Here is a 26,959-nt window from a genome sequence, read left to right as displayed (position 1 = left end):
GTCGGGGCTTCAGCGCTTCCCTGCATGGCGCTGCTGCCAGGCGGCCATTTCGCCGAAGAGCTCAATCCCGTCCTCCGCCGGGGTGTCGGCCGCTGCCTGCCTGTATGCTTGGTAGGTCGTCACGACGATGCGTTCGGCCTGCGGCCAGGAGGCGTAGCGGTCCAGGTCCATCCGGTCAGCGGTCTCGCGCCACGGGCGACCGGCCGCGAACCCCTCGGCGATCTGGTCCTTGACGTGGGCCAGGTAGCTTCGCATCTCAGCGATCCCGTCGAGGTCGGTGAGGGGCCCGTGACCGGGTACGACGGCTGTGGGGTCGAGCGCTCTCATCCGGTCGCAGGCACGCAGCCAGTTCTCAAGCGATCCGGCCCACATGATCGGCGTGCCGCCGATGAATAGGAGGTCGCCGGTGAAGAGCACTCCAGCGTCAGGGACGAAAGCGATGGCGTCGCCCGCGGTGTGAGCCGGACCTAGCCGCAGCAGCTCCACGTCGCGACCACCGACGGATACCGTGAGGGCATCCTCGAACGTGACATCGGCCGCCCGCAGGGTGATGCCCTCGAAGTGGAAGCGGCCGAAGCAGCTGCGCAGGAACGGGGACGTCACGGGCCCGAAGTCTGAGGTCACGAGCATCCGCAGACGCTCGGGGGTCGTGCCGTGGTGGATCTCGTGATCGGTGTCGCGGGTCGCGTAGATCGTGACGTCGTCTGCGAGGAGCTGGTTCCCGAAGCAATGGTCGCCGTTTGCGTGCGTGTTTAGCGCTGCCCTGATTGGAGAGTTCCCCGTCGTGCCCGACATCGCCTGGAGCATCTCGGTCGTCAGCAATAGGTCGAATAAGGTGTCGACGAGAAAGCTCTCGCCCTCGCCCTGCACCAGCCCGGCGTTGCTCATGCCCCACTCCCCGTCGGGCAGGAGCCATGCAGAGACTCCGGGGGCAACCTGGTGCAGCCCTCGCGTGTAGGTGTTCGTCGTGCGGTTCGTCATGCCGGCGTCCTCGTCTCGGTCGGAGTCAGTAGCCGCTCGAGAGCGGGTGGGGCGGAGCGCTCGCAACGATGCGCTGATGCGTGCTTCCGAGGGCAAGGCCGTGGAGCGAGACGGTGTCTCCTGGCTTGAGCCATCCGTCGTAGGTCTCCGGGTCACCTACGAGGTGCTCAAGCATGCAGCCCCCGGGGATCGTGCCCGACCCGATGATGTCTCCGGGGACTAGGCGCGTGCCGCGCGAAACGAAGGACACGATCTCGGCGAAAGCCCAGTCCATTGCACCAGTGGTCCCGCGAGCAATTTCGACACCGTTGACATCCGCTTTGACGTGCAGGTCGAGGCGACCGTCGACAAGCCGCTCCTGGACCTCATCGTCAGTCACCAGCCATGGACCGAAGCTCATCCCGGAGTCTTTGCCCTTGCCCTGACCGATACCGAGCGCCGTGTCGGCCCGCTGCAGATCCCGGGCAGTCCAGTCGCAGAAGAGCATGTAGCCCGCGATCGCGCCTTGGGCGGCCGCAGGGTCGAGGTCTGAACCCGGCGTGCCGATGACCGCAGCGACCTCGAGCTCGAAGTCGAACCACTGGGAGCCCGGGGCGATCGCGACGTCGTCCCGCGCGCCGAACAGGGTGGCCGGGTTGGCGAAGTAGAACGCAGGGATCTGGTTCCAGACCTCGCCGAGTTTTGTGTCGCGGCCATACGCCCGACGACATCCGCGGACATGGTCGAGAAATCCGACCGCGTCACGGACCGACGGCGGGGTCGGGATCGGTGAGCGGAGCGTCGCCGACTCAAGCGAGACGACCTCTGCTGGTGACCGTCGTGCCGTTTTGGCGACGTGCTCCATCTCGCTCTGCCCTGAGGAGATCACGTCGATCAGCGTGCGCTCGTCCCCCAGCAAGTGCACCTGGTCATCGACGACCAAGCCGACCCGGTCGCCACCGTCGCTCTCGCAGGTCACCCAGCGCACGGCGTCTCCCAAGATCCGGACGTGGAGCCGGGCGTAGAGCCGGACGTGGACATCCGGACCCAGCTCACGACGGCGAGCCCGTCCCCGCGGTCGCTGCGCCCCACCAGTCAGGCTGCGGGGGCGTCATGCCTCCGTAGACCTGGGACTCCTTGACGATGTGGGAGCCGGACTCCTGCAGGCCCCGGATCGCCTTGTCAACGAGGTCGGCACGCATGGCGCCATCCTGCTTCACGACTTCGCCGCCGATGAGGACGGTGTCGATGTCGGAGGTCCTGGCGCCCATGACGATCGCACCCAGCGGGTCGACGGCCGGGGCGAGGTTCAGGGACGTGCTGCGGATGAAGAGCAGGTCGGCGGCCTTGCCCACCTCGATCGAGCCGCACTCGTCCTCCAGGCCCAGACCGATCGCTCCGCCGAGTGTCGCGTAGTGCATCACGTCGGCGGCACGGAGCTCGAGGCCCCCCATGTCGTAGATGCCTTCCTGCTCCAGAGCGCGCTGGTTGGTCCGCGCCCGCTCCCCGGCCAGCATCAGGCGCATCGTGGTGAACATGTCGGGCGAGTTGTTCGACTGGATATCGGCTCCAAGCCCGGCGACGACACCTGCTCGGTCGGCGACGGCGGCGATCGGGAATCCCATGCCCATGTTGAGCTCCGTCTCCGGGGTCGAGGAGACCTTGGCCCCGTGATCGGCCAGGATGGCGAAGTCCTCGGCGTCGGAGGTGTTGCAGTGGGAGTGGAGCTGGTGCGACCACAGGAGCCCAGCTTTTGCCAACTGCTTGATCTCCGAGGGATAGCCCGGCTTCCACCGAGCGTTGGTGTGGGTGTGGATCAAGCAGTCAAGCTCGCGGCCGAGCACCATCTCTTGCGCCGCCTGCTCGATGCCGGCGAGACTCATCTCGGTCGGGGCAATGCCGAACCGCACTCGCCCGGCGCTTGTGTCGAACAGCGACGAGCGCACCCGCCGCGCATCCTCAAGACGCTGCTCGACCGAGATGAAGTACGGTTTGGCCGTGTGGGGGTCGTACAGGCCGTAGCACCACACGCCCCGGATTCCGGACTCGTTGATGGCTGCCACCCCGGCGTCGGCGTGCTCGGGAGTGAGGATGCTGTGGGAGTAGTCGACCGAGCACGTCGTGCCAGAGTCGATCAGTGCCACGGCGGCGCCCAGCGTGCCGTTGTAGATGTCCACCGCGCGGTGGATGCCGGAGTGGTTGCGTCGGATCGTCCACACGTAGTCCGACAGCGTGAAGTCGACCGTGAGCCCGCGCATCGTCGCCTGCCACATGTGGTGATGGGCGTCGACGAAGCCGGGGATGACCCACGCCCATGAGGCATCGAAGACCTCGACCCCTTCTGAAGTCGCCGAAAGGCCCTCGGCGAGCTGGCTGATCCGGCCGTCAACGACTTCGACGTCCAGTCGCTGGAAACTGCCGTTGCGGGGGTCGCCCACCAGGACCAACGCGCCCGTGTAGATCGTTCGAGTGCCCACGAGTCTTCCTTTCGGTTGGCCGCGCAAGAGTGCCGACCACTGCTTGGACGGTATCAGAATAGGCTGTATGGTACCGCTCATGGTACCAGCGATTGTGGCTGGGCTCGCGCCCGGCGAGGGCGCGGCTCAGGCCCTCCCCACGCCGACCACCCGCCCGTTTTGGGACGCCGCGGCCGAAGAGCGTCTGTCCGTGCAGCGCTGCGAGTCCTGCGAGGCCGATTTCTTCTATCCGCGCGTGGCGTGCCCGTTCTGCGGGTCGCGCGAGGTGTCGTGGGTCGACGTCAGCGGGCGCGCCACTCTGTTGAGCTACGTCATCAACCACTTACCGGCTCCGGGGTTCGAGACCGTCGGCCCCCACGTGATCGCGATCGTCAGGCTCGAGGAAGGACCGACCATGATGACGAACATCGTCGGCGTCGACCCCAGGCCTGAGCAGCTCCTCATCGACATGCCTCTCCAGGTGGCGTTCGAGGAGCGGTACGGGCAGGTCGTCCCGGTGTTCGTTCCCCGACCGGGTGGTGCCGAGTGAGCCGTCACGTGGCAGCCATCGCCGGTGCTGCTGAGACCTCCCTGGGGCGGCTGCCAGCGATGTCGGAGCTGGACCTGCACGTCGATGCGGCACTGCTTGCGCTCGAGGACGCCGGGTTGGGTCTTGCCGATGTCGATGGCATTACCAGCGCGGTCCACAACCCGGTCGAAATCGCCCACGCGCTAGGCGTGCGGCCAACCTGGTTCGACGGCACGAGCGTTGGTGGGACCTCGTTCCTTGTGCACGTGCGTCACGCGGCTGCGGCCATTGCTGCGGGACAGGCCGAGGTTGTCCTCGTTCTCCACGGCGAGTCCCGTCGATCGGTGGTCGGACGCCACCCCCGGCCGATGCCGGCCGACGGGATGCTCGGCCAGTTCGAGCTTCCGTTCGGCGTCTACGGACCTCCGACGATGTTCACGCTTCCCTATCTGCGCTACGCACACGAGACGGGGACGACGCTCGAGCAGCTTGCCTCTGTCCCGGCCCGGCAGAGTGAGTGGTCGCAGGGGAGCCCGCGAGCCGCCCGCCCTTCTCTGGCTTCCGTGGACGAGGTGCTGGCCTCGACTCCGATCGCCTGGCCGTTCACCAAGCTCATGTGCTGCATGGTGAGCGACGGCGGTGGTGGCCTGGTCGTCACCTCAGCGGAGCGTGCCCGAGACCTGCGGCGACCTCCGGTGTATCTGTGGGGGTCCGGCGAGGCCGCCGGCAGCCCGCTCGTGTCCCAGATGCCCGACCTCACCCGGGCCGAGACGTTCGAGCAGTCCGCCGCCGCCGCGTTCGCGGAGGCGCGCATCGGTCACGACGACGTCGATCACCTGATGATTTACGACGCGTTCGCCCACGTGCCGCTTTACGGGCTCGAGGCGCTCGGGTTCGTCGGTCGCGGGGAGGCTGGAGCGTTCGTCGCCGACGGCAACACCGCCCCGGGAGGCACGCTCCCGATGAACACCAACGGCGGCGGCCTGCGCTATACGCACACTGGCATGTACGGGATGTTCGCGATCCAGGAGGCCGTGCGACAGCTCAGGGGTGAGGCGTTCGCCCAAGTACCCGATGTCGACGTCAGCGTCGTCCAAGGTGTCGGACACTTCTTCTCTGAGGCAGCGACCTTGGTGCTCTCGAATCAGGAGGTGTCGGCATGACGACGACGGCTGGCGCGCACGCTCAGGGCTTCTTCGAGATCGCCGCCCGCGACCGTGACGCCATCGCGCTGCGGCTCGGGACAGACAGCATCACCCGGGGCGAGTTGCTCGATGACGCCCACCGGTGGTCCCGGGTGTTCCAGCACGACCTGGGCCTGGAACGCGGAGACACCGTCGCGCTCGTGCTGCCGAATGGGCCCACCTTCATCGCCGCGCAGCTCGCAGCAGAACAGGTCGGCCTCTACCTCGTCCTCGTCAACTGGCACCTGACCGCCTCCGAAGCCGCTTACCTCATCGGGGACTCTGGGGCTCGCGCCGTGGTGACCGAGGCATCCCTCGAACCTGTCGTCATCGAGGCCGCCCGACTCGGAAGCGACCTCGCTCCCGACCGCGTAGTCGTGGTCGGTGGTGCGGCGGACGGCCGCTCGGCTGAGGCCATGTTGGCGCGCCACCCTGCCACCGAGCCCACGAGCCGTAGTGCCGGCTCGGTGCAGTACTACAGCTCGGGAACGAGCGGGCGCCCCAAGGGCGTGCGTCGGCCACTGCCGACGTCGACCCCGGACGAGGCGGCCGACGCCCGCGCCCGGCAACGGTTCGCGCAGTACGACATGAACGCCGAAGTTGCCCAGGTGCACCTGGTCGTCGCGCCGTTGTATCACCCGGCACCGAACCTGAATGCGCTCTGCGCTCTCCACTTGGGACAGGAACTCGTCATCACCGCACGATTCGACGCGACGGAGACCCTCGCGCTGATCGACCAGTTTAGGGTCACGAGCACCTTCATGGTCCCGGTCATGTTCCACCGGCTCCTCGACCTCGACGAAGCGACTCGCGGCGCGTTCTCCGGCCGGTCGCTCCAGATGGTGACCCACGCAGGGGCACCGTGCCCGCCCGAGGTGAAGCGGCGGATGATCGAATGGTGGGGCCCCATCATCTCGGAGTACTACGGGTGCACGGAGTTCGGCATCGCGACCATCATCACCTCGGAGGAGGCGCTGCTGAAGCCGGGCTCCGCAGGTCGCGCAGCACCTGGGATCCAGGTCGAGATCCGTGGGAGCGACGGACTCCGGCTCCCCACGGGCGAGCCCGGCACGATCTACGTCAGCGGTGGCTTCGACTTCACCTACAGCGGTGCTGCCGGAGACCTGTGCGTTAACGGCGCGTCAAGTGCTAACGACCCGTTCCGGACGGCCGGGGACGTTGGCCACCTCGACGAGGACGGCTACCTCTACGTCGGCGACCGACGGTCCGATCTGATCCTCTCGGGGGGTGTCAACATCTACCCAGCCGAAGTGGAAGCCGCCCTAGCCACGGAACCGTCCGTCGCCGATGTTGTGGTCATCGGGCTGCCCGACCAGGAGTGGGGTCAGCGTGTCGTCGCTGTGATCGAACTGAAGCCCGACGCCGTGGCCGATGAGGGTGCCGCCACGCGGTTGCGCGAGCACCTCGCCGACCGCCTTGCCCGATTCAAGACACCGCGCGAGTTTCACTTCGTCGAGTCCGTCGGCCGCACCAGCACGGGCAAGATCAACCGATCCCAGATCTCTGCCCTCATGACGGACTCCTCCCGAAGCAGTTCAAAACAATGAAGTACATGCCCGATTTCCCCGAGCGGTTCGGGTCACTGGAAGACGCTCGCACTTTCTGCGACGGTTTCTTCCCGACCTACAACCACGAACACCGGCATTCCGGGATCGGCCTTCACACCCCCGCCTCGGTGCACTTCGGCACCGCAGAACACATCCACACCCAACGACAGACCACCCTCGACCGCGCCCACGCCGCACACCCCGAACGCTTCACCCGCCGACCCCGACCACCAGCACTACCCAAGGCAGCCTGGATCAACCAGCCCACCGAACATCAACTACCGGTCAACTAGACACAACCCGTCTCAATTTGACTTGACAACTACCGTAGCGGGAAGAGACTGGAGGAGGTGTCTCTGGATCTGATGGCTCTACCTGAGCTCGAAAGAGTGAGGGGACCATAGCATGCCAGTAAACCAGTGCTCATGCCCAGGCGTATGGGGTGAGGTGCTGGGAGATCCGCGTGATATGGCTACGGCTTGATTGCAGGAATCCCAATCTCCAGAAGGTGCAACTTGACGCCCGCCGGAAAGACGCCTGAAACCGGTGCCGGCCCCTACGGCGCGATGTATGTGGGCGTGCCGTATTCCTCCGGGGTGCAGGAGCGATGTAAACATTCAGGGGCGGGTTTGAGGTGCGGTTTCTGGTCGTGAGGGCATGCCGAATTGCCCGCGGTGCCGCGGGGTTGCCGGAGGGGGTGCGGGGTCAGGCTGGGGCGGGGTCTGGCGGCATCCACGGGTGACCGAGGATCGCTTCGCGCAGGGCGTCCATCGTGTTGCGGCCGTGCTTGGCAGCGGTGGAGAGGTAGCCGCGGATCAGGTAGCGGTCCTTGGTGCGGGCTTCGCTGGTGAGCCGCCCGGAGATCTTCTGCTGGATCTTGGCCGGTCTCAGGTCGCGTTCGGCCTGGTTGGAGGTGGGTGGTACGCGCAGGTCGTGGGCGAATCGCAGCACGTCGTCCTCGCGGTCGCGCAGGACCTCCAGTAGCAGCCTGGCCTTGCGCTCACCGGGCTTGGTGCCGTGGCTGGTGGTGTCGGACAGCCCGACCTTCACCCCGTCCCGGACATTGTTGATCAGCTTGTCGCGGACGGCGTCGTTGAGGGCGCGGCGGCCGGCGTCGCGGGCAAGGTTGGCGTGGTGGATCAGGCCGCGCAGCGCGTCGGCGATCTGGGTGGGCCAGTGCGCGTCGGAGTAGGTTTCGGCGGCATCAGCAAGATCACGCAGGAGATGCTGGCCGCACAGTTGGTGGGTCAGCTCGCCGATCTCGGCGGAGTCGTAGAGGTGGTAGCGGTCGTGCACCACCACCGAGTCGATCAGGTCCTTGAACACGAACGCCTTGAAGGTGTCCAGGTCATGGTTGCCGAGCAGGTAGTGGGTGTAGAGCTCGGTGCAGGCCACCAGCAGGTACTTGTCGGCCTTCTTCCGCCCGGGTTTCGGGGTCTTGCCACCGACGCGTAGCGGGGTCTCATCGGCGCAGACCGCGTAGGCCAGGGTGATCAGGGCGCGGATGCGTTTGTCCGCCTCAACCAGCAGTGTTGCGGCGCGGTCGAGCATGCCGTGCACGAACCCGACGCTGGGGGTGGCGCCGGTCAGCGACTGGAGCACCTCGACCACTCGCGTGGCGGGGATGAAGTGCACCACCATCAGATAGACAGCGAAACTTTGCAGATTCGGCCCGTACCCGACCAACCCGGTGCGGGCGCCCTCGGGGCGGGTGGCGGTGTGCAGCCGGCCGCAGCCGCAGCGCACCTGATGCTGGTCGTACTGCGTCACCGTGACGCTGATCAGCGGGATCTCGTGCTGCTGATAGCGATCCACGATCCCCAGATCGGTGGCCCCAGCCAGGTCATGGCCGCACTCGCAACGCCCGGTCGGGAACCGGTCTACCTGCTTGGCCGGATTGTCGGCCCAGGCCAGGTTCGCCCCCGGCGCCCCCGGCTGCTTACCCCGCGCACGCTTCGGCCCGCCAACCCGCCGTGCCGGCTTCACCGCCAGCGGCATCCGGCCAGGATCGTCATCCTTCGACGGCGGTATCGAGGAATTGCTCGAGTTACGGGTCAGCAGGTGCTCCAGCCGGGCCAGCTTCGCCGCCAACTCCTCGTTGACCTCCAACAGGCCCGCCACCTGTGTCGACAACGCAGCGATCCGCTCATCCCGAGCAGCGATCCGCACATCCCGCGCCGCGAACTGACAGTCCCGGTGGGCAACAAGCGCGATCAACTCCTCACGCGACATCTCCTCCGGAACGGGCACATCCAGATCAAACTACAGCCGCCACCGCTGATCAACACACCAGCAGGGCCTCCTCCGGTTCGACTACCCGGTCAGCCTCGACCCTGCCGAACCGCCTCGCCCGCCGCAGCCGCCAACGCCGCCTCGCTCACCCGCCAGCTTTCATAGCCACGTTCCTCATCGACGACGACGTCCAGCAACCCCACGGCCTTCAACCGCGCGGCCGCCGACTCCACCACCTCCCGCGACAGCGAAGTCTGGCGCTGCACACCGAACGTCGTCACATACCGCATAGACCGCGTCCCCGGCTCAGTCTTCATCCCCACATGTGTCGCGCCCACCGCGATCACCCCGAACACATACAGCGTCTCCGGATCAGCGAGCGCGTCGACCACAGCCCAAGCATCTTCGATAGCCATACCTTCAACCGTAGCCACCCAAGATCACCTTCAGCACGGAGACCGGCCGCTCAACCTTCACGAACCCGCTGAATGTTTACCGGTCCGCTCCTTCCTCCACCGCCTCCAGAAGCTGCCCGACCAAGTTCGCTCCTACTTCGGCAAACCCGAAGTTCGCTACGCCGCCTGACATCGAGGGTTATTCACGCTGAGGCGAAGGTTGGCGGGCGTCAGTGTCAGCAGCACGCCAGATTCACCGAGGCAGTACGAGTCGTGCCGGCTGCCATCAATCGGATCGGAGATCCACCTGAGCTTGCCGTCGACCGTACAGGCGATCTGCACGTTCATACCGGTGGTCTTGTGCTTGCCCGAGTACAACTCGGGGTGCGAGGACCAGGACCAGGAGGGCAGCAGCGTGCCGTCGACGATGTACTGCTGTCGGTCGTCCAACTCGTCGGCGGTGGGCACGAACCTCGCGAGCACCTGGTTGATCAGTGGCGTCACTGTGGTAACCGCACGACTGATGGACGGCTGGGAAACTCCGTACGTTTCTGCGATTTCAGCTTGGACCCGATTGCGCCTCAGATAGGTCAGCGCAACGACCACAGAATTCCACAATCCTAGAATCGGTGGCCACGGCTGATTCTCTTGCCCGGTTTCCATCCTGATTAGCTCGCACAAGTCGGCGATCTGTGCCGCGGTGAGGCCGGTGGTATGATACATACAGGTGGTCCGTTTCTTGCAGTTTTGAGTGTGGTAACCCAATTCTCGCAGTAAACGGACCGCCGCTTATGTCAACACGCCGGTCGGGCGACTTAATTTTGATGCCTCTGAATAATCCTCATCACACATTTGCCACCCCGGATCAATAGTGTCCATTCATGGCTTGGGTTGAGCTGGGGTTGGTGGGGCGTGTCTGGCTTGATCTTGTTGGCTTGATCGTCGATCATTGTGGCCGTGTCCGTACCGCCCGAGCAGCCTGCGCCGTCGTATGAGCAGCTTGCGGAATTGGTGACGGCGCTGTCGGCCGAGGTGGCGGCACTGCGGGCGGAGAACGCGGAGCTGAAGCGCAGGTTGGGGATGGATTCGACGAATTCCTCGACCCCGCCGTCGCAGGATTCGCTTGCGGCCAAGGGGAAACGCCGCGCGCAGCGCTCACAGCGGGTGCGGTCGAAGGACCGTAAGCCGGGCGGCCAACCCGGGCATCGAGGCTCGGGTTTGCAGCCCGCGGTGAAGCCGGATCGCAGTGAGACCGCGCCTGAGCCTGCGCAGTGTTGGCTGTGGCACGGATCTGGCAGAGGCGCGGGATGCGGGGATGTCTTGGACGCAGGTCTGGGATACCCCGCCGATCCGGCTGCAGCGGGCACTACCGGCTGCCGAAACGGCAGTGCGGCAGTTGCGGGAAGACCACGACCGCGGCGGTTGCTTTCGGGCAGGCCGGGGCGGTCTGCTACGGGCCGAACGTCAACGCCGCGGCGGTCCTGCTGTCCTCGACCGGGAATGTGCCGGTGGAGCGCACCGCGACGCTGATGGAAGCGTTGCTTTCCGCTCCGGTGTCGACCGGGTTCGTCGCCCGCGCGCACGAACGTGTCGCTGACGCGTTGGATCAGGCAGGCTTTGATGACGCGATGCGCGCCGCGCTGGCCGCCGAACCGGTGCTGTGCGCGGACGAAACACCGGTCAACATCGCGCACCCCGACATTGGCGAGGACGGCCAACCGGTCCCCGGCGCCCCACACGTGGTCTGTGTGCGCACCCCGGATGAACGGCTGGTGTGGTACCGGAACCTGCTGGCACGCACCAAAAAAACGCTGCGCACCCTCGGGCTTTTCAACGATTACACCGGGTATCTCGTGCGCGATGACTACACCGCCTGGCATCAGTTCGACGCCCGGCCGGCCGGGGTCCAGCAGTGTGTGGCGCACCTGTTCCGCCACCTGCAAGGCGTTCTCGACCTGCACCCCACCCAGCAGGGATGGGCGGCAACGGTCCGCAACGTACTCCGCGAAGCGCACACCGCCGTCGCCGACGCCCACGCCGCCGGGGCCGATCGCCTCGACCCCGACCTGCTAGCCGACCTGCGCGCCCGCTACGACAAAGCCGTCGCCTGGGGAATCGCCACCAACCGCCACCGCGACTGGGACAAAGGCAACCACCCTGGCTGCTGTTCACCAGGGTGTTCGCGGTGCCTTGGACCAACAACGCCTCGGAACAAGCACTCAAAAGCCCGAAACTGCACCAGAAAGTCTCCGGCTACTGGCACACCCTGGCCACCCTGGCCCGGTTCTGCCGAGTCCGTTCCTACCTGACCAGCGCCACCAACCACGGGCGACGCGCCATCGACGCAATCCATGCCGCCCTCACCGGCAACCCCTGGATGCCACCGGTCACAGCCTGACCACAAAGATCAAACCGCCCGGCGTCCTGTTCAGCCCTGAATGGAAACCTTGGCTGCCCTCCGCCGAATGACCAGTTACATCGGCCGTAGCGGAACCTGATTGGACGCTTCCTGTCCCACCTGGCGCGGGTTTAGACTCGCTCCGCGAGCATGATCAGATACATTGCCGCACGGTACCATTCAAAGAAAGGCGAACAGTCATGTCGGACTATGCCGTTCGATGGATCAGCTTTGACGGCAACGACTGGAGCGCGGAAACCAAGTTTCCCAATCACCAAACCGCCAGCGAGCCGGCTCTCGCCGTATTCAACAACACCCTATATTGCGTCCACCGCGGCGGCAACGACACCGCCGTCTGGTACACCGGCTTCGACGGCACCCAGTGGAGCACTGATACCACCATCGCGAACTACCACTCGGCCGCCGGACCGGCGCTCGCGGTATTCAACAACCAACTGTACTGCGTCTATCGCGGCGACAACACCGACATCAACCTCAGATACATCGTATTCGACGGCAAATCTTGGAGCAGCGAAACGAAGTTTCCCAACCACCAGTCCACGACCGGGTCAGCCCTTGCCGTGTTCAACGGCTTGTTATACTGCGTCCACCGGGGCGGCAACGACACAACTCTCTGGTATTCGTCCTTCGACGGCACCCAATGGAGCGTCGACAAACCCGTCACCAACTACAACAAATCGGCCGCCGGTCCGGCGCTCGCGGTATTCAACAACCAACTGTACTGCGTCTATCGCGGCGACAACACCGACATCAACCTCAGATACATCGTATTCGACGGCAAGTCCTGGAGTAGCGAAAAAGAGTTTTCCAATCACCAAACCGTCGCACGACCGGCCCTGGCGGTGTTCAACAACTCGCTGTACTGTGTCCACCGCGGAGGAAACGACGACACACATGCGTATTCGTCCTTCGACGGCACCCAATGGAGCGTCGACAAACCCGTCACCAACTACAACAAATCGGCCGCCGGTCCGGCGCTCGCGGTATTCAACAACCAACTGTACTGCGTCTATCGCGGCGAATAGACCTACAGAGGAGGGACTGTAAAACAAGCGGTGTAACTCCCGATCATGGAAGTGCACCTGGGATGGTGGGCAAGCACGCTCGACCTGCTCCACCACCACACCGGTCAGTTGCGGCAGCAGTACGCCTAACCACTGGCGCGAGGTGCGGTTGGAAGATCTCGGCCAGTTTGTGGCCGGCCGGCCTGTGGACTTGGGACACTGACAGGTTGATGTCCCGGTCGACACTCACGACGACACTGACGAGCTGTTCCTCGTCGGTGTCGTGGGCGAGCTGACGATTCAGTTGGCAGGGCGGATGGTCATGGTTCCGAAGGGTGTGAAGCGCTGCCCCATGGATCGCCTCGGCGGTCAGGTCGTGACCTACCGGATCGGTGTCCGGGCCGGTCGCGAGGCAGCCCTCGTTGAACACCAGGAACAGGACGGCCAGCACGCCGGACACGCGGGCCTGGAGGTCTTCGGCCGACGGCACCCGGTAAGGAATGCGCGCCGCCTTGATCTTGGTCTTCGCGCGGGTGATCCGCTGCCCCATGGTGGTCTCGGCCACCAGGAAGGCGTGGGCGATCTTGGGCACGGTCAGACCGCCGACCATGCGTAGCGTCAGCGCCAGGCGGGCTTCCGGCGCCAGCGCCGGGTGACAGCAGGTGAAGATCAGCCGGAGCCGGTCGTCGTCGATGGCGCCGAGAGGCTCGGGTGGGGTGTTGTCGTGCAGGATCTGAGCCTCCTTGTGCTGTCGTCGCGCTTGTTCTCGCGCCGGATGCGGTCGATGGCCTTGTGGTTGGCGGTGGTGGTCAGCCAGGCGCCGGGGTTGGGGGGCACGCCGTCGGCCGGCCACCGCTCGACGGCGGTCGCGAATGCCTCGGCGGCCGCTTCCTCGGCGATGTCGAGGTCGCCGAAGCGCCTGGTCAGGGCGGCGGTCACCCGGGCCCACTCCTCGTGGTGGGCCCGGGTGACCGCCTCGCGGGTGTCGACCCTGTTCACGGGAACGGTCGCACCTCGATCTTCCGGTTGCAGGCCTTTGATCCGTCGGCGGCGAGCTTGAGCGCTACGTCGAGGTCGGGGGCCTCGATGATCCAGAAGCCGGCGAGGTATTCCTTGGACTCTAGGAAGGGCCCGTCGGTGACCAGCGCTTCCTTGCCCCGGTTGTCGATGACGGTGGCCGTGTCGGGCGCGGCGAGGCCGCCGGCGAAGACCCAGTGGCCCTCGGCCTGGAGCCGGTCGTTGAACACGTCGATCGCAGCGTGCTCGTCCGGGGTGGCGAGGCCGGCCTGGTCGTGGAGCACGGAAATCAGGTACTGCATCTGAGGATCATCTCCTGTGGTGTCAAGACACTGGTGGTTTACCGGGCAGGTGCTTCAGTCGGCGCATAGTGCGGGAGCCCGGCTGGCCGGTAGGCCTGGATCGTCACGCCCTTGGAGTCCACTTGCGACTCGGCCAGGTCGAGCGCGAGATCCGGGCCGTTCTCCGGGAACAATCGCGCGCCCTGGCCGAGAATCACCGGGACCACGATCAGAGTCATTTCGTCGACCAGATCGTTGGCCAGTAGCCACCGGGTCAGCGCGCCACTGCCATGCACCTGCAGCTCACCCCCCCCCCGCCGTGGCTTTCAGCTCCGCGATGGCGGTCGCCAGGTCGTTGGACAGGACGGTGGTGCCCGACCACGCCGGGTCAGTGAGTGTGGTCGATGCCACGTACTTGGGCCGTGTGTTCAAGGCTCGTATGACGAGCTCCCAGCCGGGGACATCCAGTTCCGTCCAGGATCCCCACGAGCCGGCGAACAGCTCGTAGGTCCGCCGGCCGAACAGGAACGAGTCGGCGCGCTGGTAGGTCTCGTTGATGAACACGTCGGTCTCGTTGTCGCCCTGCCCGCGGGCCCATCCGCCGCGCTCGAATCCGTTCCTGTGGTCCTCATCCGACGCGCCGCCGTTTCCTTGCATCACTCCATCGAGGGTGACCTGAGTCATGGTCGTCAGCTTCATGATCGCGGTTCCCTTTGCCTTGGCGCCGCCCCTTGCGGGCGGCCTCACCCCTGCTACGAACACCTCCGCCCCGATCCGACACCGCCTCCCGGATTTCTTTCGGAGAACTTTCCGCCGACGCCGGTCGTCAGCGATCCGACAACACGGCAGTTTCGCGGCGACCGCGCTCCACTTCCTCAAGCGCGCCCAGTGCGGACAAGCTCTTTGGACCAGATCGATCGCGAAGATCCGGACCAGTGGTGGCGGGCGTCGAGCGGCTCGGGCGCGAGGGCAACCTCATTCGCAGGCGTCCAGTATTGCCTGGACTTGTTTGACTGTAAGGACTTTCGGGCGCGGCGGTGACGTCTTCAGTTTGATCGCGCGCCGCCGGTCGGGCTTGTTATTCGTGACATGGTGCAGGAATGGTTTGAACGACGTCGCCGACCCCCGCCGGCCGGCCGGTTGCATCCTGACCAGTAACCCGGCCAGCTCAGCGCCTTGGCGGGCGTGGAACTCGCAGAACGATGTCAACGCCGCCAGTTCCGGTTCACGCTGGCTGCCGAGCAGTGATGCTCCACGGTCGGCAGGACAGCCACCCTGCCGTCCCGGGCATGCGGCGGCATCCGCAGCCAGGTCACGAACCCCGCCACATCCTCCAACGTCACCGACTGCCAGCCGAGCCCATGTTGGCCAAGGTAAGCCCACCAGTCCTTGAGGTCATGGGCGTATGCCTTCTGACCGCGCACCGCCGCCTGGCCCGTGACTACGAACGCGACCCCGCCATCTCCGAGGCCATGATCCGCTGGGCCGCGATCAACACCATCACCCGCCGGATCGCCCACGGAGGCCTCGCCACCCGCCAGCAGCGGCGCACCTTCACCACCAGTAGTTGATCTCCTCAAGCACGCTCTTACAAAGCTTTGTCACTCTGCAACTGCACCAGCAGTACCTCGCACGCAATATCAACGGCTACCGGTGCCACAGCACCACAGGTGTGCCGTACTCTACCTCCGGACCGGCCGACTGCTGGCCCGCTGATCTAGTGTCATGCCAGTTCAGCGGGCCTTGGTGCCTCGAACCGCGTGACCGGAGGAGTCGATGCTGGGATGACGGCAGGGCGACCGATGCCGACACAGGACGACGTGCTCGGGTACTTCAGCACGCTGTCGAACTGGGGGCGGTGGGGCGACGACGACGAGCTCGGCACTCTGAACTACATCACCGACGACGTCCGGCTGGCGGCGGCGCGGGCCGTGCGCCACGGCAGGAGCGTGTCGTGCGCATGGGAGGTTGCCGTACCGGAAGACATGGAGCGGTCGACGACGACGTGCCCGTGCGCCGCCGACATGCCGGGTGCCGAGGACATGCCGGTGCCCGGATTCCGCAACGACCGGCGCTGGGGCTTTTCGTCCGAGCGGCTCGGCATCACGTTCCACGGCAACACCTTCACCCACGTCGACTCGCCGTGCCACATCTTCTGGGACGGCACGATGTACAACGGGCGGTCGCACTCGTTGGTCGACGCCGCAACGGGATCGGCGTGGGCGGCCGTCACGGCGGCGGCGAACGGGATCATCACGCGTGGTGTCCTGCTGGACATCGCGAGGGTCCGCGATGTGCCGTGGTTGGAACCGGGGCAGGGTGTGTTTCCCGACGATCTCGAGGAGGCCGAGCGTCGCCAGGGTGTGCGGGTGCGATCCGGCGATGCGGTACTCCTGCGGACCGGCTATGGCCGCGTCCGGCACGAGGCCGGTGAGGCCAGCGGTTTCACGCAGGCCGGCTGGCACGCGTCCTGCCTGCCGTGGCTGCATGAACGGGAGGTCGCGCTGATCGGCGCTGACACCCCCCAGGACGTTCAGCCGTCGGGGTACGAAGACGTGTTGATGCCGGTTCACGCTGTGAGCCTCGTTGCGATGGGTCTGTGGCTGCTCGACAACTGCGACCTGGAGTTGTGCGCGACGACGGCTGCCGAGCTCGGCCAGTGGAACTTCCACCTCGCAGTCGCGCCGGTCCGCTTCGCCGGTACGTCCGGCAGCCCGGTCAACCCGATCGCCACATTCTGACCGCGGGACTCGCGCCCGACAGTGTCGGCACCCTTCACTGTCTGGGAGTCGATCAGCCCTGCGCTGGGCTGCGGGTTACGGCCTTCGGCGATCCGCAGCTGTGCACGCACCACCGGGAGGATCTGCTCGGTGACCTTGTACTGTTCCCAGCGGTTGAAGTACCAGTACACGGCCTGCCAGGGCGGGAAGTCGGCCGGCAGTTGCCGCCACGCGAATCCGGTGCGCACCACATAGAGGATCGCGTCCACCAATGCGCGGCGGGATGCTTCTCCGGCCGGCCTCCGGTCTTCACCTCCGGCAGCAGCGGCTCGATCAGAGCCCACTGCTCGTCGCTGGTGTCCGAGGGGTACCCGCTGCGTCGTGCCAGCCGCCCAGAGTTGGGCATACGGCGGGTGAGTCACGCAGACACGCCGATCCTTCTCAACCACGCACTTAGAGGCGTGTGGTCGCGTTTTGCGGCGTAACCGCCGCTTATCCCGGCCGTCCGTTGCCCTGGCCTCGCGCTGCGAGCTCGGCCTTGGATGGCGCTTCGTTGGGCGGCGTCAGCCAAGCGTGGCTTCGATCGCGCGCTTTGTGACCGCAGAAGCCGTGTCCGGGCGTGTCGGTGTCCTGTTTGGAGGGACCCTGCTATGTCCTCCGAAGCCGTCGTCGAACACCTTCGGCCGCGTACCGCGGTGGCTCTTGGTCGCCGCGGCGGCGTTGCGGGGCGGGCGCCTCCCACCCCCTGGGCGCGGTCCGCTGCCTCGACCAGATGTGGTGGATGTGCTGCGAGAGGTGTATGTCGGGGGCGGGCGCAAGATGCCCGGGGCGCCGACGGAGTTCGTGCCGACCCAGTGGCGCGGCTACCTCGACCAGGCCGCCAAGGCGGGCAATGCCACGGCGTACCGGCACTACTGGAAGCTGTGCACGTTGCTCGGGTTGCGGGACGCGCTGCGCTCCGGCGACGTGTGGGTGCCGGGCTCGCGCCGCTACTCGGAGTTCCACCACAGTCACGCCCGGCGTGCTCTGTGCACTCGTGAGTTCAGCGTCGCGGACGCGTCGCCGATGCGGGTGGCGCTGGTATAGGAGGGCACTGATGGTTCCCTGCAAGGGCGGTGTTTTTGCCTCGCGTCGGTGCGGACAGCAGCAATGGCGCAGCTACCTGCGCGAATACAGCGGACTGCACTTGCGCACGGCAAGCGACGCCGACGAGGGTTTGTCGTCGCCTGGTGCTACGACTACGGGGATTCGTCCCCGATTCGATGAGGTGTTGCTGATGCGTCCTCCCACCACCTCGGCATCAGGAAAGCCGTCCTCACCCGCCAAATCAACGACCTCGAACATGCTGTCGGGGCCACTCTCCTGGACAAGACATCCGACCCTGACGGCATCCGCCTCACCCCCGCAGGCGTCGCATTCAAGGCGGAAGTAGTCCCAGTTCTGGCCATGCTCGCCGGTATGGGCAACGCCGCCGCAGTGATGACGGCGAGCCCGCAACCTCGATCTTGTCGAGCTATGACACGGTGACGGGATTCAGAAATTGCTGCACACACGAGTACCTTCCGGCCGCGTTACCTGGGATGTCGATAATCCCATTTCCGCATGCAATGGCCCGTTAGAAGCCAGTCCGAGCGGCCACCTCCCAGCATCTCGGTACAGATTCTCAGCCACAAACGGAACGTGTCAGTAACAGTACGCAGAGCTACGTCTCGGGCCCTTCGTGCAGACCTTGTAGCTGACAGGACCATTTTCACTGGACAACTCTTAACCGTGGGGTGACGCACCCTACGGTGCAGTTAGATCACGCGTCGCTGAGTCATCATGCCGACGCCATGACCAGCGAGGAGCATTCGAGCTTATGACGGGTGCGGTGTCTGCGTACACCTTTCAGGTGTGGTCGCGTGTCCTGAACTCCGCGAAGTGGGCGCCAGGTCACGAGCTACTGGTACACGTCGACAACGGTGAGAACGTGGTGCTGGACGAGTTGTCGTGGGGCGCCGCGGACGGCTCATGGTCCGCGGTCGGTTTCTCGCCGGACATGACGAGCTGCTACGGCCATCGCCGCCCCAGCAACGGCGATGTGCTGGAGGTACGAGGCGAGCTCCGCGGCCAGCCGGGAGACTCACCAGGGACCGGCGATGCTCGTGGATATGAGTTCGACACGGAGGTCGAGGACGCAACAGGCCGGCACCCGTCGGAACCACTCCGGTTGCTGATCGACGATGGTGCTGACGCGGCGCCGCTGTGGATAGCCTGGCGCGACCGGACGGGCAACTCCTGCTCGATTGCCCTGCGTTCGGTGAGCCCGACCGGCAACGCGGATGTCACCGGGATGGTGACCTACGTGTGGGCCAGCGCCGAGTATCGCGACGCGGGCGAGGTGGCCGCGAACCTCATCGAGGGAACACACAGCAAATGGTTCGCACCACATGACCGGGCGTCCCTGGAATTCCAGTTTCCGCAACCGATCGCGGCGGACCGGTACGTCCTCACCTCCGCCAACGACGCACCCGATCGGGACCCGGCCGCATGGATCCTGCGCGGCTCCGTAGACGGGAACCTGTGGCGGGTCCTGGACACACGCACGCACCAGTCGTTCACTGACCGGCACGAGTCCAGGACATATCCGATCGCCGAACCCGGAGCTTATGTCTGCTACCGCCTTGACATCGTCGGTAATAACGGTTCCCCGCATCTGCAACTCGAAACCGTCCGGTTCCTCGCCCCAGGCAGCGGTTTCACCGGCTACCGCCAATGCCCGGGCCATGCCCCCATCGCATACCGAGGGTCGTGTGCCGTGCCAGAAGCACCGGACACGTCAATGGAACCATTGCCTGAGGAGTTGCCCGGCCGGCACACACGGCGACTGGCTCAATTCCCCGGCACCAGGGTCCTTGCGCGCTCCAGCGGCTCACCTTCAACACCGCCGACGGAAGACGACCTGATCGCTGGAGGACACCAGTTGCGGGTCGGCGAGAGTCTGCGACGGCAGTCCCTGACCTCACTCAACGACGCGTTCACCCTCAAGCACTTCGGTTTCGACGACCTCGTTCTTATCCGCAACCACGATCGCCAGCCGCTGTGGTGGTCCAGCACGTTCAGCCCCGAGGACTGGCGGCAGAAGCGCAGCGGCACCGGTGTCAGCGATGTCACCCTGCAGCCGGACGGCGATCTCGTAGCGCATGATGAAGATGGGGCCCTGCTGCGGTCCACCGGCACGGCAGGCTGCGGTGTTGTGATGCTCGAGGTCCGGGACGACGGCGACGTCGTCCTGCTCAACGGCTCCGGCGAGGTCGTGTGGCACACCGACACCGCCACTGCCGACATCCAGCTGCCGCCTTTGCCCGTCGCACGTCGAGACCGCATGCTGGTCGGGCAGAGCCTGGCCGACCAGAGCCTGACCTCCCCCAACGGCCAGTACGTGCTGGTGCACGACCATCAGCACGGTGGCACCTTCATGTACGGGCCGCAGGGTCAGATCACCAGCTGGTTCTACCTGGTCCCGGCGATGTATCCGGATCGATTCGGCACCCGGCTCGTCCTGGAGGAGGACGGTCTGTTCCTGCGCTGGTCCAAGGACGAGGCCAACGGCGTGGACCTGCGCGGCGTCCGCAAGGCATGGGACAGTCTCACCACACCACGGTTCCCCTTCCACCCCAAACAGGTCGTGGTCCGTGACAGCGGCGATCTGGAAATGCTGGACGCCCACGGCGAGGTCATGTGGCGCAACGGGCACAAACGCGACCACGCCAAGTTCACGAAATCCTCGAACCAGCGACAGGCGAAAACAAGCCTCAAGCGCGCGGCCCGCCGCCCCGCGGTTCCGGCTGGCGCACCACAGCTGCCGGACACGCCGGACGTGCCGGTGATCCGCACCGACTTCTCCGACCAGACAGCCTGGGAACGAGTGAAGGCCGGGATCAGTTGGGTGACACCGGACGAGTTCGAGGCCAACGTGACGTATGTCGACGACCCGGCGTTCGCCGGCTTGACGGTCACTGACCTGCTGGAGTCCGGGCCGGACCGTGCCACGCACGCGCTGCTGCTGGTCGTTGACGAGACCACAATTCACTCCCTCGATCACCCGATCCTGGTCGTGGACCTCGGCTCGGAACCTGACCCGGCCAACGACTGGCCAGGCGAGCCCGCTGGCCGGTCGTTCCGCGCCGTCCCGCACACCATCCAGGAGATCGAAAACAACCTCACCATCTCCAACATGGATTGGGAGGAATTCGCCGATGGCGTCGACGACGACGGAGTACGTCGGGAACACATGCTCTACGGCCGCGTCGAGGACCTGACTGTCGATCAGGCGACCGAATAGTCCCGAGGAACCACCTACCTGGTCGAGCTGCAGCGCCTCAACCTGGGCGCGCGCTTTGATCGCGGCGGCCAGGACGTGACGGTCGTCGGGGTCGGGCAGTGTGACGGCGTCGATGAGCGGTTCGTAGCCCTGGACCAGGCAGTCCCGGATTGCCCGGATCATCAGCTTGCGGACCCGGATCAGTAGGTCGCGCAGGACGTTGGGGTAGAGGACGTTGGCGTCATAGATGACGACGAAGGCCATCAAAGCCCCAATTCGTGGGTGAGGCTGGTGAGTTCGTCGGCGGCTTCGCGGCGGCGCTGATCGTCGCGGCGCATGTACTCCGGCAGAGATTCGACCTTCACTCGGCGATGGGTGCTGACCTTGCGGTAGTCGTAAAGGTGAAACGGCTACCGTCGGTTCTGGGTCTCGGGCTCCTGTTCTCCTCTGGTGGAGCGGAGGCGAGTGCGCGGCATGCGGAGAGCACGGAGTACGTGGTGGTGCGACCTGATGCGATCGATTGGAGTCTCCCGTCTGCGAGCGTGACGCCGGGCTGGGAGGTGGCTGTCCTAGATGATTGATTCCGTGAAGATCATGTGAAGGGGGCCGGTGTGACGGCCTGGGAGGAGGGTGTTCAAGATCAAACTGTGACGAAAGAACTGAACACCCTCCTGACCGCACTCTACGTGCTGATCGAGCGCGCCACGAGGCTCTGCTGCCTCCGGACGGAGGTGAAAGACCGTTCGTTGCCTCGGCGTCGTAGCGGTGGGGTGAAGCTGGAGGAAGTCCAATCCGGGGATCGCCGGGGAGGATGGGAGCATCCTCGACAAAGTCGCGTCGGCTCAGGACTGCCGGATGGGCCGGGCGTGGTGAGCAAGACGGGAAGGTATACGAGAGGAACCGGCTTCGTTACGCCTCTTAATCACGTGCCAGCTCTAACCCGGTGGATTCGGGCTGGATTGTGGTGCGAACTTGCCTCTCATTGCGGGCGAGGAACTTCCGGAAGGGTCTTCGATGCCTGGTCTGGAAGGCTGCGGCGAATTGTCTACGGCGTAACCGCAGCGATGCCACAGGGGCAAAGCCGGGTGCCTAACCCTGACTTTTCATGGCGGTCGGTGAGCGGGTGAGGGGGTTGGGTTTTGCTGTGGTGGGGCTGGTTTTCGCGGCCTGGGCGTGATGGTTGCCCGGCTGTCGGGCCGGGTGGCCGGGGGTTCCACGGGCCCCGGGGTCTTTCTTGGGTCGTAGGGGCGGGTTGGCGCTGGTTAGGGTGCTTGTGGCAGGGCGGTGATGCGCTGCCAGGCGCTCTCGATCTGGGTGGCCCAGGGCCAGGTGCGGGGAATTTTGAGTCGTCGTCGGCGGCCGCCGCGGACGAGGCGGGCCGCGGTGTGCAGGATGCGGTAGCGCAACGTTTTCGGCTCGGCTTTGGCCAGAGCGCCGTCGAGGGCGAGGAGTTTGAGCCAGGAGAGCAGGATGGCGGCGGTCATGGATGTGGTCAGCCAGGCGGTGTTGATCGCGAAGTCGCGGGAGGGGAATCGGCCCAGGCCGGTGTCCTTGCCGGTGCGGATGCAGTCCTCCACCCGGGCGTGCACCCGGTGCGCGGCGTCGATGTACTGCGACTGCCCCAGCCACCCCTTCGTGGTCTCGGGACGGTTGGTGACCCACAGCGTGTAGCGCCACCCGTCTTGGGTTTCGAACAGGGTCAGCTGCGCCCCAGGATGGGGACGTTCGCGACGCACGAACACCCGCATCTTCTCCGGCCAGGCGGAGAGTTGGTCGCCGCCTGGTCCCTGCCGCAGCAGCCCGGTCAGCTCGGCCACGTGGGCCTGCTCGACCCAGCAGCGGGCGTGTGTGCACCGGGGGTTGTCGCAGGCTTCCTCGGCGCGTCGCTCACGCAGCTGCCCGCGCGGCCCGATCGCCTGCACCCACGCCCGCTCGGGCACCAGCCGGATCGCGGTCTTCTCCCGCTCGGTCAGCGCCCACCCCACCGAGTAGATGAGCTGGTATCCGCGCCGGGACGCGAGCTTGTCCAGATGTGCGATGAGCTCGTGACTGGCGCCGGCACCGTCCACAGTGACCATCAACCGCCTCCGAAACTGTTGTGGCAGCGCGGCAATCGCACTATCGGTGATGGCGATGTGGTCCTCGGCTGTGTTGCTGCCGGCCGAACCGCGGCGCAGCATCCACGCCAGCGGCTCACCCCCGGTGTTGTCGCAGTAGGCCTGCAGCGGGTGATGGCCGAACCCCTTGAAGTTCGCCTCCGCCCACTCCTTGTCCGAATGCGCGTCAGTGACCGTCGCGTCGATGCGGACGCAGGTCACCCCCTCCAGGGTCTTGTCCGCGATGCGCACCCCGGGAAGCGTGCCGTGGCGTGTCACGATCTGGTCCCACGCATACCGGCGGGCAGTGTTCACTGCGGCGGTGATCTTCTTCGCCGTGCGGGTTCCGCCGTCGGCGATCTCTTCCAACGTCCGCCACGCGGTGGGCACCGACGCCACCGGCCCGAACAGCTCCCGCTGGTCACCCATCACCCGGAAATCGCTGATCGCCCGCGCCCCGTCGGCGATCGCGCACGCCACATCCGCTACCACCCGGCCCCGGTTATGCACCAGCAACCGGGTGCCGGCCAGCGCCTTCGACAAGCCTGCGGTCAAACCCGTCTTATCGGTCAACCCGCGCAGCAGCGCAAGCCCGGCGTGCGACACGATCCCCTCACCATCAGCGGTGACTTCCAAACCCCGCGACCACCCAGTAGCCTGCACCTCGAAAGTGCTCCTCACCTTGGTTGCGATACGGACGTCAGACACCCGTATCCTCCCAGGTCAGGAGCACTTTCTGTGTTCAGGCACGCCGCAACACAACCGACCCACATGAAAAGTCAGGGCTAACAAGAGCCCCTGTGATCCCGCGGACTGCAGGACGCGGTAAGGCACAGCGGAGTGTCCGTCGAACGTTCTGGGAGCGGTTCAGAATCGGCTCTGGACCGCCATTGGGCTTTCGGTGTGTGTTCTAGGACACTGGTGATCACCTGAAGGAGGCACGTACGCGGCGACGGTGACAACGGAGCCACCCCGGGCACTTTCTACTCCCTGCGCTCACTGCGACAGGTGAGCGCAGGCAGCTCCGAATGGATCAATCGGAGTTACGCTCAGCGATACGAACGGGTGTTTGAGACGCGGAGCTGTCGGCCGTTTTCTCTACCTTCGCGGTCGTGGACGAATCGCAGCTGGCGTTGGAGAGCGCGGCCGAGGACGAGGCCGTGCTGTCGATCTATCGGCAGATCGTGGCCGTGTTGGGGCGGGATGCGGGCTCTGTGATCACTGATCCGGTCATGGTGGAGATCGCTGACACTCTGTTTGCGGCGTTCGCGGAGGCCGGCGTCGACGGGCTGACGTTCGAGCAGGCACGGCATGCGTGTCGCGAGTATCCGGAGAAGGTCTTCGCTCAACGCTTCAACGTCCTGAAGGACCTCGGTGCAGTTCAGCCGATGTTTCCGCGCCCGAACGCACGGCAGTTCCGGGCGTCGTTCACGACATATGTCTCGCTGTTGTTCTTGCGTCGGATGATGGCCCGCGGTGGGCAGTCGGAGTTGCATCAACTGCTGGCGATGGAGCAACTGAATCTCAACAGCGATAGCGCGACCAAAGCGGACGGCCGGGCAGCTGCGGCACGCCTGACTCATGTGTTTCGTTTGATCGCATCGGAGCTGTCGAGCCTGGTTGTCGCGGACGACGAGGAGCGGCTGCGGGAAAAGGCGGTGCTGCTATGGGACGCGCACACGCTGAAGGCGCAGGCCGACGAAGTCCACCGCGTGATCCTGAACAAGTGGACCGTTCTCGCCCGTCCGTGCGCCGAGCTGCGTGCGGCGATTCGGGCGTATGGAGATGCCACCCAATCGGCATGTGCTCGGTTGCAGTCGTCAGCGGGAACAACCCGTGCACTCGGGATGTTGCCGCCGCGGGCCTGGACGAGCTTCGTGAAGCACGCGACGGTGGAACAGCTGAGCACCGTGTTGACCTCGTTCGTCTTCGATGCGCCGATGCCGTGGATTGAACCAGGACAGATGCGCGATGCGTTGGATCAGCTCGCCCGACCGACGACGGAGCGCACGGCGCCGCCCCGGTCCAGTACGACGGATCCGGTGTCACCGGAGTCTGTCGACGATCGGACGATGCGTGACCGTCAGGCGCTGCGGGAGATCGCCGAGGATGTTCTGGATGGCCGCGATCGGATCGCGGTGCATGACCTCCTCCGGGACTGTGGTGACTGGCCCACTGCCCGACGCGTACTCGCGGAGTTGACGGCGATCGCTAACGAATCCAACTTGCCTTACGAGCTGTCGTGGGGACCTCGTCTCGACGCTGATCCGGGCCTAACGCCCTCGTGGGTGACGGACGGCTGGTTCGGTCGAAGGCTCGCTGCTGTGGCGGAGCGGCCGGATGGATGAGGTGCGCTCGGAAGCGCTGGCCTGGGCGCGGAGTCGAGCGCGCGGACTTGAGCGAAAAGATGCGGGACGACGCACTCCGGTCGGCATGTCACGGTTGATCGAGCCCGGCGGTGACCAGGTGTGGTGGGTTCCGGGCACTCCCGACGATGTGACCCCGGCCGTGCTTCACGAATTGGGGATGAGCCCGCCCACAGTGGAGCGTTCGGCGCTGACCTGCGAGGTGCTCGCTTGCTGCCTTCGGTTGTGCTGGACCGACTTCGCCTCGTCCCCGTGGCCGGGCATCCCCACGTCGGTGGGCGCGGTGACCGACGTACGGACATTGCTTCGGCCCACCCAGACGTGGGGGAAGCTGCGTGACGGGGTCACGGAAGTCGCTCGCCGGCTCTCAGCATCCGGATGGTTGCTCTGGGACGAGGACACCGGCGTCATCCGTCTCGGCGCCCGAGTCGCCACGTGGCCGCAGGCCGACCTTGATCAGTTCGCAGAAATCTGCCGCACCCTGCCAAGGGGGAGGTCGGAGAGCAGCGCATGAGCGATCCGTTCGAGTCCACCCTGAGTTCGTTGAGCGAGTCCAACCGAGCCGACGTCGTGGCTGCATGGGCCGCTGTGGAGACTCAGTCGGAACCCGCGTCCGAGATGTCGTTGCGGGCACTTCGCGACGTGACGCTCCGCGCGAAACTGGATGAGCTGCTGGCGATCTCCGGTCGAACCTTGATCCGAGTTGGTAACGGTCGCTGGACATCAGGATATCGGGACGACATCGCGGCGGAGCTGGTCAGTGAGGGTGGTGACCATCTCACCGACGTCGATCGGGCCGTGCTGGTGGTCGTTCTCATTTATTCGGTGGCGATCCCGCGTTCGCAGGGTGCCCTGGCGCGCGACGAGTGGGTGTCGACGCACCCGACCACGCCGGTTGATCTCAAGGAGCTGAATCAGCTCGGCAAGGGAGCGGTGCAGGAGTCCCTGACCCGCCTGCACGCGGCAGGTCTCCTCCGCCGGGTCACGACTCCCAAGCACCTGGGCGTGTCGGGTGCGTCTTACGTACCTGGCCCTCAGTTCCACCGGTTGACGCCGGCAGCGCGGGCCCGGTTGCAAGACGAACTCATCCTTGCGGCGGGCCCGGAGACCGCACTCGCCGATGCGATTCGGCTGCGACGCAATCATTCTCAGAACTCCGAGGGAGACCGATGACTTTTCCTGAACCGAGCGGTCCGGGCTTCGGCGACGCGGGCGAACGCGACGTCGTGGGCTCCCGGGTTCTTGTCGGCATCCAAATGATCAACATTTCACGGTTGTCGACTGATCCGGTTCCGCTTGTTCCAGGAACGCTGATCACGATTGCTGGCCAGGGGCCGGTGGACTCCAACGGGGCAGGCAAGTCCTCGCTGATCGCAGCGGTGAGTCTGACGCATGCAGATGAGCAGTGGCGGCTGAACAGCGGTGCCGC

General features: G+C 65.7%; 23 protein-coding genes and 5 pseudogenes. 15 read left to right on the top strand and 13 right to left on the bottom strand.

What is annotated here, in order from left to right; genetic code table 11:
- Positions 1-9: 9 nt before the first annotated feature.
- The 3 genes from FDZ84_RS37905 to FDZ84_RS23465 form a co-directional block, all read right to left on the bottom strand.
- On the bottom strand, positions 10-981 hold the full coding sequence (locus FDZ84_RS37905; protein WP_210435066.1) for an MBL fold metallo-hydrolase: 972 nt from the start codon (positions 979-981) through the stop codon (positions 10-12).
- A gap of 25 nt (positions 982-1,006) precedes the next feature.
- Positions 1,007-1,948, bottom strand: coding sequence for a fumarylacetoacetate hydrolase family protein (locus tag FDZ84_RS37900; protein ID WP_210435065.1), 942 nt, complete (start codon positions 1,946-1,948; stop codon positions 1,007-1,009).
- Positions 1,949-2,012: 64 nt separating this feature from the next.
- Entirely contained in the window at positions 2,013-3,437 is a 1,425-nt protein-coding gene (locus tag FDZ84_RS23465) for an amidohydrolase family protein (protein WP_168587658.1), read from the bottom strand.
- Positions 3,438-3,516: 79 nt separating this feature from the next.
- On the opposite strand from FDZ84_RS23465, the gene FDZ84_RS23460 reads away from it, so the two are divergent.
- The 4 genes and pseudogenes from FDZ84_RS23460 to FDZ84_RS23445 all read left to right on the top strand — a co-directional run.
- Complete coding sequence (locus FDZ84_RS23460) at positions 3,517-3,966, top strand: Zn-ribbon domain-containing OB-fold protein (RefSeq protein ID WP_168587657.1); 450 nt, start codon at positions 3,517-3,519, stop codon at positions 3,964-3,966.
- A complete protein-coding gene (locus tag FDZ84_RS23455) occupies positions 3,963-5,108 on the top strand; it encodes a thiolase (RefSeq protein WP_168587656.1) in 1,146 nt (381 codons plus the stop codon). The genes FDZ84_RS23460 and FDZ84_RS23455 overlap by 4 nt, the downstream gene beginning before the upstream one ends.
- Positions 5,105-6,697 carry an AMP-binding protein gene (locus FDZ84_RS23450; protein ID WP_168587655.1) on the top strand — a complete coding sequence of 531 codons (1,593 nt, stop codon included), beginning with the start codon at positions 5,105-5,107 and terminating at the stop codon, positions 6,695-6,697. The genes FDZ84_RS23455 and FDZ84_RS23450 overlap by 4 nt, the downstream gene beginning before the upstream one ends.
- Positions 6,682-6,990: pseudogene (locus FDZ84_RS23445) on the top strand (integrase core domain-containing protein); the annotation flags it as partial. The gene FDZ84_RS23450 and the pseudogene FDZ84_RS23445, both read left to right, overlap by 16 nt.
- A 412-nt stretch (positions 6,991-7,402) precedes the next feature.
- On the opposite strand, the gene FDZ84_RS23440 reads toward FDZ84_RS23445, so the two are convergent.
- The 4 genes from FDZ84_RS23440 to FDZ84_RS23425 all read right to left on the bottom strand — a co-directional run bounded on the left by FDZ84_RS23440 (position 7,403) and on the right by FDZ84_RS23425 (position 10,457).
- Entirely contained in the window at positions 7,403-8,929 is a 1,527-nt protein-coding gene (locus FDZ84_RS23440; protein ID WP_168587653.1) for an IS66 family transposase, read from the bottom strand.
- Positions 8,930-9,018: 89 nt separating this feature from the next.
- Positions 9,019-9,345 carry a hypothetical protein gene (locus FDZ84_RS23435; RefSeq protein ID WP_168587652.1) on the bottom strand — a complete coding sequence of 109 codons (327 nt, stop codon included), beginning with the start codon at positions 9,343-9,345 and terminating at the stop codon, positions 9,019-9,021.
- Positions 9,346-9,501: 156 nt separating this feature from the next.
- The gene (locus tag FDZ84_RS23430) at positions 9,502-9,930 is read right to left on the bottom strand and encodes a transposase family protein (protein ID WP_210435064.1); all 429 of its coding nucleotides are present in this window, start codon (positions 9,928-9,930) and stop codon (positions 9,502-9,504) included.
- 209 nt (positions 9,931-10,139) lie between these two features.
- Positions 10,140-10,457, bottom strand: coding sequence for a hypothetical protein (locus FDZ84_RS23425; protein WP_168587651.1), 318 nt, complete (start codon positions 10,455-10,457; stop codon positions 10,140-10,142).
- Between FDZ84_RS23425 and FDZ84_RS40865 the strand changes: the two genes are divergently transcribed.
- The 3 genes and pseudogenes from FDZ84_RS40865 to FDZ84_RS39180 all read left to right on the top strand — a co-directional run bounded on the left by FDZ84_RS40865 (position 10,345) and on the right by FDZ84_RS39180 (position 12,768).
- A complete protein-coding gene (locus FDZ84_RS40865; RefSeq protein ID WP_371812913.1) occupies positions 10,345-10,854 on the top strand; it encodes a DUF6444 domain-containing protein in 510 nt (169 codons plus the stop codon). The genes FDZ84_RS23425 and FDZ84_RS40865 overlap by 113 nt on opposite strands.
- Positions 10,785-11,633, top strand: a pseudogene (locus FDZ84_RS23420) (transposase); the annotation flags it as partial. The gene FDZ84_RS40865 and the pseudogene FDZ84_RS23420, both read left to right, overlap by 70 nt.
- A 289-nt stretch (positions 11,634-11,922) precedes the next feature.
- Positions 11,923-12,768 (top strand): hypothetical protein, encoded by an 846-nt coding sequence (locus FDZ84_RS39180; protein ID WP_246868364.1) that lies wholly within the window; start codon positions 11,923-11,925, stop codon positions 12,766-12,768.
- A 334-nt stretch (positions 12,769-13,102) separates the two neighbouring features.
- On the opposite strand, the pseudogene FDZ84_RS23405 reads toward FDZ84_RS39180, so the two are convergent.
- The 4 genes and pseudogenes from FDZ84_RS23405 to FDZ84_RS40860 form a co-directional block, all read right to left on the bottom strand.
- Positions 13,103-13,746, bottom strand: a pseudogene (locus FDZ84_RS23405) (RNA polymerase sigma factor); the annotation flags it as partial.
- Positions 13,743-14,066 carry a YciI family protein gene (locus FDZ84_RS23400; protein WP_168587649.1) on the bottom strand — a complete coding sequence of 108 codons (324 nt, stop codon included), beginning with the start codon at positions 14,064-14,066 and terminating at the stop codon, positions 13,743-13,745. The pseudogene FDZ84_RS23405 and the gene FDZ84_RS23400, both read right to left, overlap by 4 nt.
- A gap of 38 nt (positions 14,067-14,104) precedes the next feature.
- Positions 14,105-14,744: pseudogene (locus tag FDZ84_RS23395) on the bottom strand (dihydrofolate reductase family protein).
- Positions 14,745-15,250: 506 nt separating this feature from the next.
- Positions 15,251-15,469 carry a site-specific integrase gene (locus tag FDZ84_RS40860; RefSeq protein WP_371812657.1) on the bottom strand — a complete coding sequence of 73 codons (219 nt, stop codon included), beginning with the start codon at positions 15,467-15,469 and terminating at the stop codon, positions 15,251-15,253.
- Between FDZ84_RS40860 and FDZ84_RS40855 the strand changes: the two genes are divergently transcribed.
- Positions 15,443-15,616, top strand: coding sequence for a hypothetical protein (locus FDZ84_RS40855; protein ID WP_168587648.1), 174 nt, complete (start codon positions 15,443-15,445; stop codon positions 15,614-15,616). The genes FDZ84_RS40860 and FDZ84_RS40855 overlap by 27 nt on opposite strands.
- A 213-nt stretch (positions 15,617-15,829) precedes the next feature.
- A complete protein-coding gene (locus FDZ84_RS23385) occupies positions 15,830-16,786 on the top strand; it encodes a cyclase family protein (protein WP_246868363.1) in 957 nt (318 codons plus the stop codon).
- Positions 16,787-16,917: 131 nt separating this feature from the next.
- Here FDZ84_RS23385 and FDZ84_RS40850 read toward each other — a convergent pair.
- Positions 16,918-17,109, bottom strand: a pseudogene (locus tag FDZ84_RS40850) (transposase); the annotation flags it as partial.
- Positions 17,110-17,542: 433 nt separating this feature from the next.
- On the opposite strand from FDZ84_RS40850, the gene FDZ84_RS23380 reads away from it, so the two are divergent.
- The 3 genes from FDZ84_RS23380 (at position 17,543) to FDZ84_RS23370 (ending at position 21,089) form a co-directional block, all read left to right on the top strand.
- Positions 17,543-17,851, top strand: coding sequence for a hypothetical protein (locus FDZ84_RS23380; protein WP_210435063.1), 309 nt, complete (start codon positions 17,543-17,545; stop codon positions 17,849-17,851).
- Between the two features lie 213 nt (positions 17,852-18,064).
- Complete coding sequence (locus tag FDZ84_RS40845; RefSeq protein ID WP_168590291.1) at positions 18,065-18,292, top strand: LysR family transcriptional regulator; 228 nt, start codon at positions 18,065-18,067, stop codon at positions 18,290-18,292.
- A 343-nt stretch (positions 18,293-18,635) separates the two neighbouring features.
- Positions 18,636-21,089: a hypothetical protein gene (locus tag FDZ84_RS23370; RefSeq protein ID WP_168587647.1), complete on the top strand. Its 2,454-nt coding sequence runs from the start codon at positions 18,636-18,638 to the stop codon at positions 21,087-21,089.
- 1,241 nt (positions 21,090-22,330) lie between these two features.
- Here the strand turns inward: FDZ84_RS23370 and FDZ84_RS23355 are convergent.
- Positions 22,331-23,872 carry an IS1380 family transposase gene (locus FDZ84_RS23355; protein WP_246868362.1) on the bottom strand — a complete coding sequence of 514 codons (1,542 nt, stop codon included), beginning with the start codon at positions 23,870-23,872 and terminating at the stop codon, positions 22,331-22,333.
- A 404-nt stretch (positions 23,873-24,276) separates the two neighbouring features.
- On the opposite strand from FDZ84_RS23355, the gene FDZ84_RS23350 reads away from it, so the two are divergent.
- The 3 genes from FDZ84_RS23350 to FDZ84_RS23340 are packed head-to-tail and all read left to right on the top strand — an operon-like array spanning position 24,277 to position 26,703.
- On the top strand, positions 24,277-25,512 hold the full coding sequence (locus tag FDZ84_RS23350) for a hypothetical protein (protein ID WP_168587646.1): 1,236 nt from the start codon (positions 24,277-24,279) through the stop codon (positions 25,510-25,512).
- Positions 25,505-26,044 carry a hypothetical protein gene (locus tag FDZ84_RS23345; protein WP_168587645.1) on the top strand — a complete coding sequence of 180 codons (540 nt, stop codon included), beginning with the start codon at positions 25,505-25,507 and terminating at the stop codon, positions 26,042-26,044. Before FDZ84_RS23350 ends, FDZ84_RS23345 begins: the two co-directional genes overlap by 8 nt.
- Positions 26,041-26,703: a hypothetical protein gene (locus FDZ84_RS23340; protein WP_168587644.1), complete on the top strand. Its 663-nt coding sequence runs from the start codon at positions 26,041-26,043 to the stop codon at positions 26,701-26,703. The genes FDZ84_RS23345 and FDZ84_RS23340 overlap by 4 nt, the downstream gene beginning before the upstream one ends.
- Positions 26,704-26,959 lie beyond the last annotated feature (256 nt).

This window comes from Saccharopolyspora sp. ASAGF58 (genome assembly GCF_012277335.1).
GTDB lineage: Bacteria > Actinomycetota > Actinomycetes > Mycobacteriales > Pseudonocardiaceae > Saccharopolyspora > Saccharopolyspora hattusasensis.
This window is presented reverse-complemented; position numbering and strand designations above follow the sequence as displayed.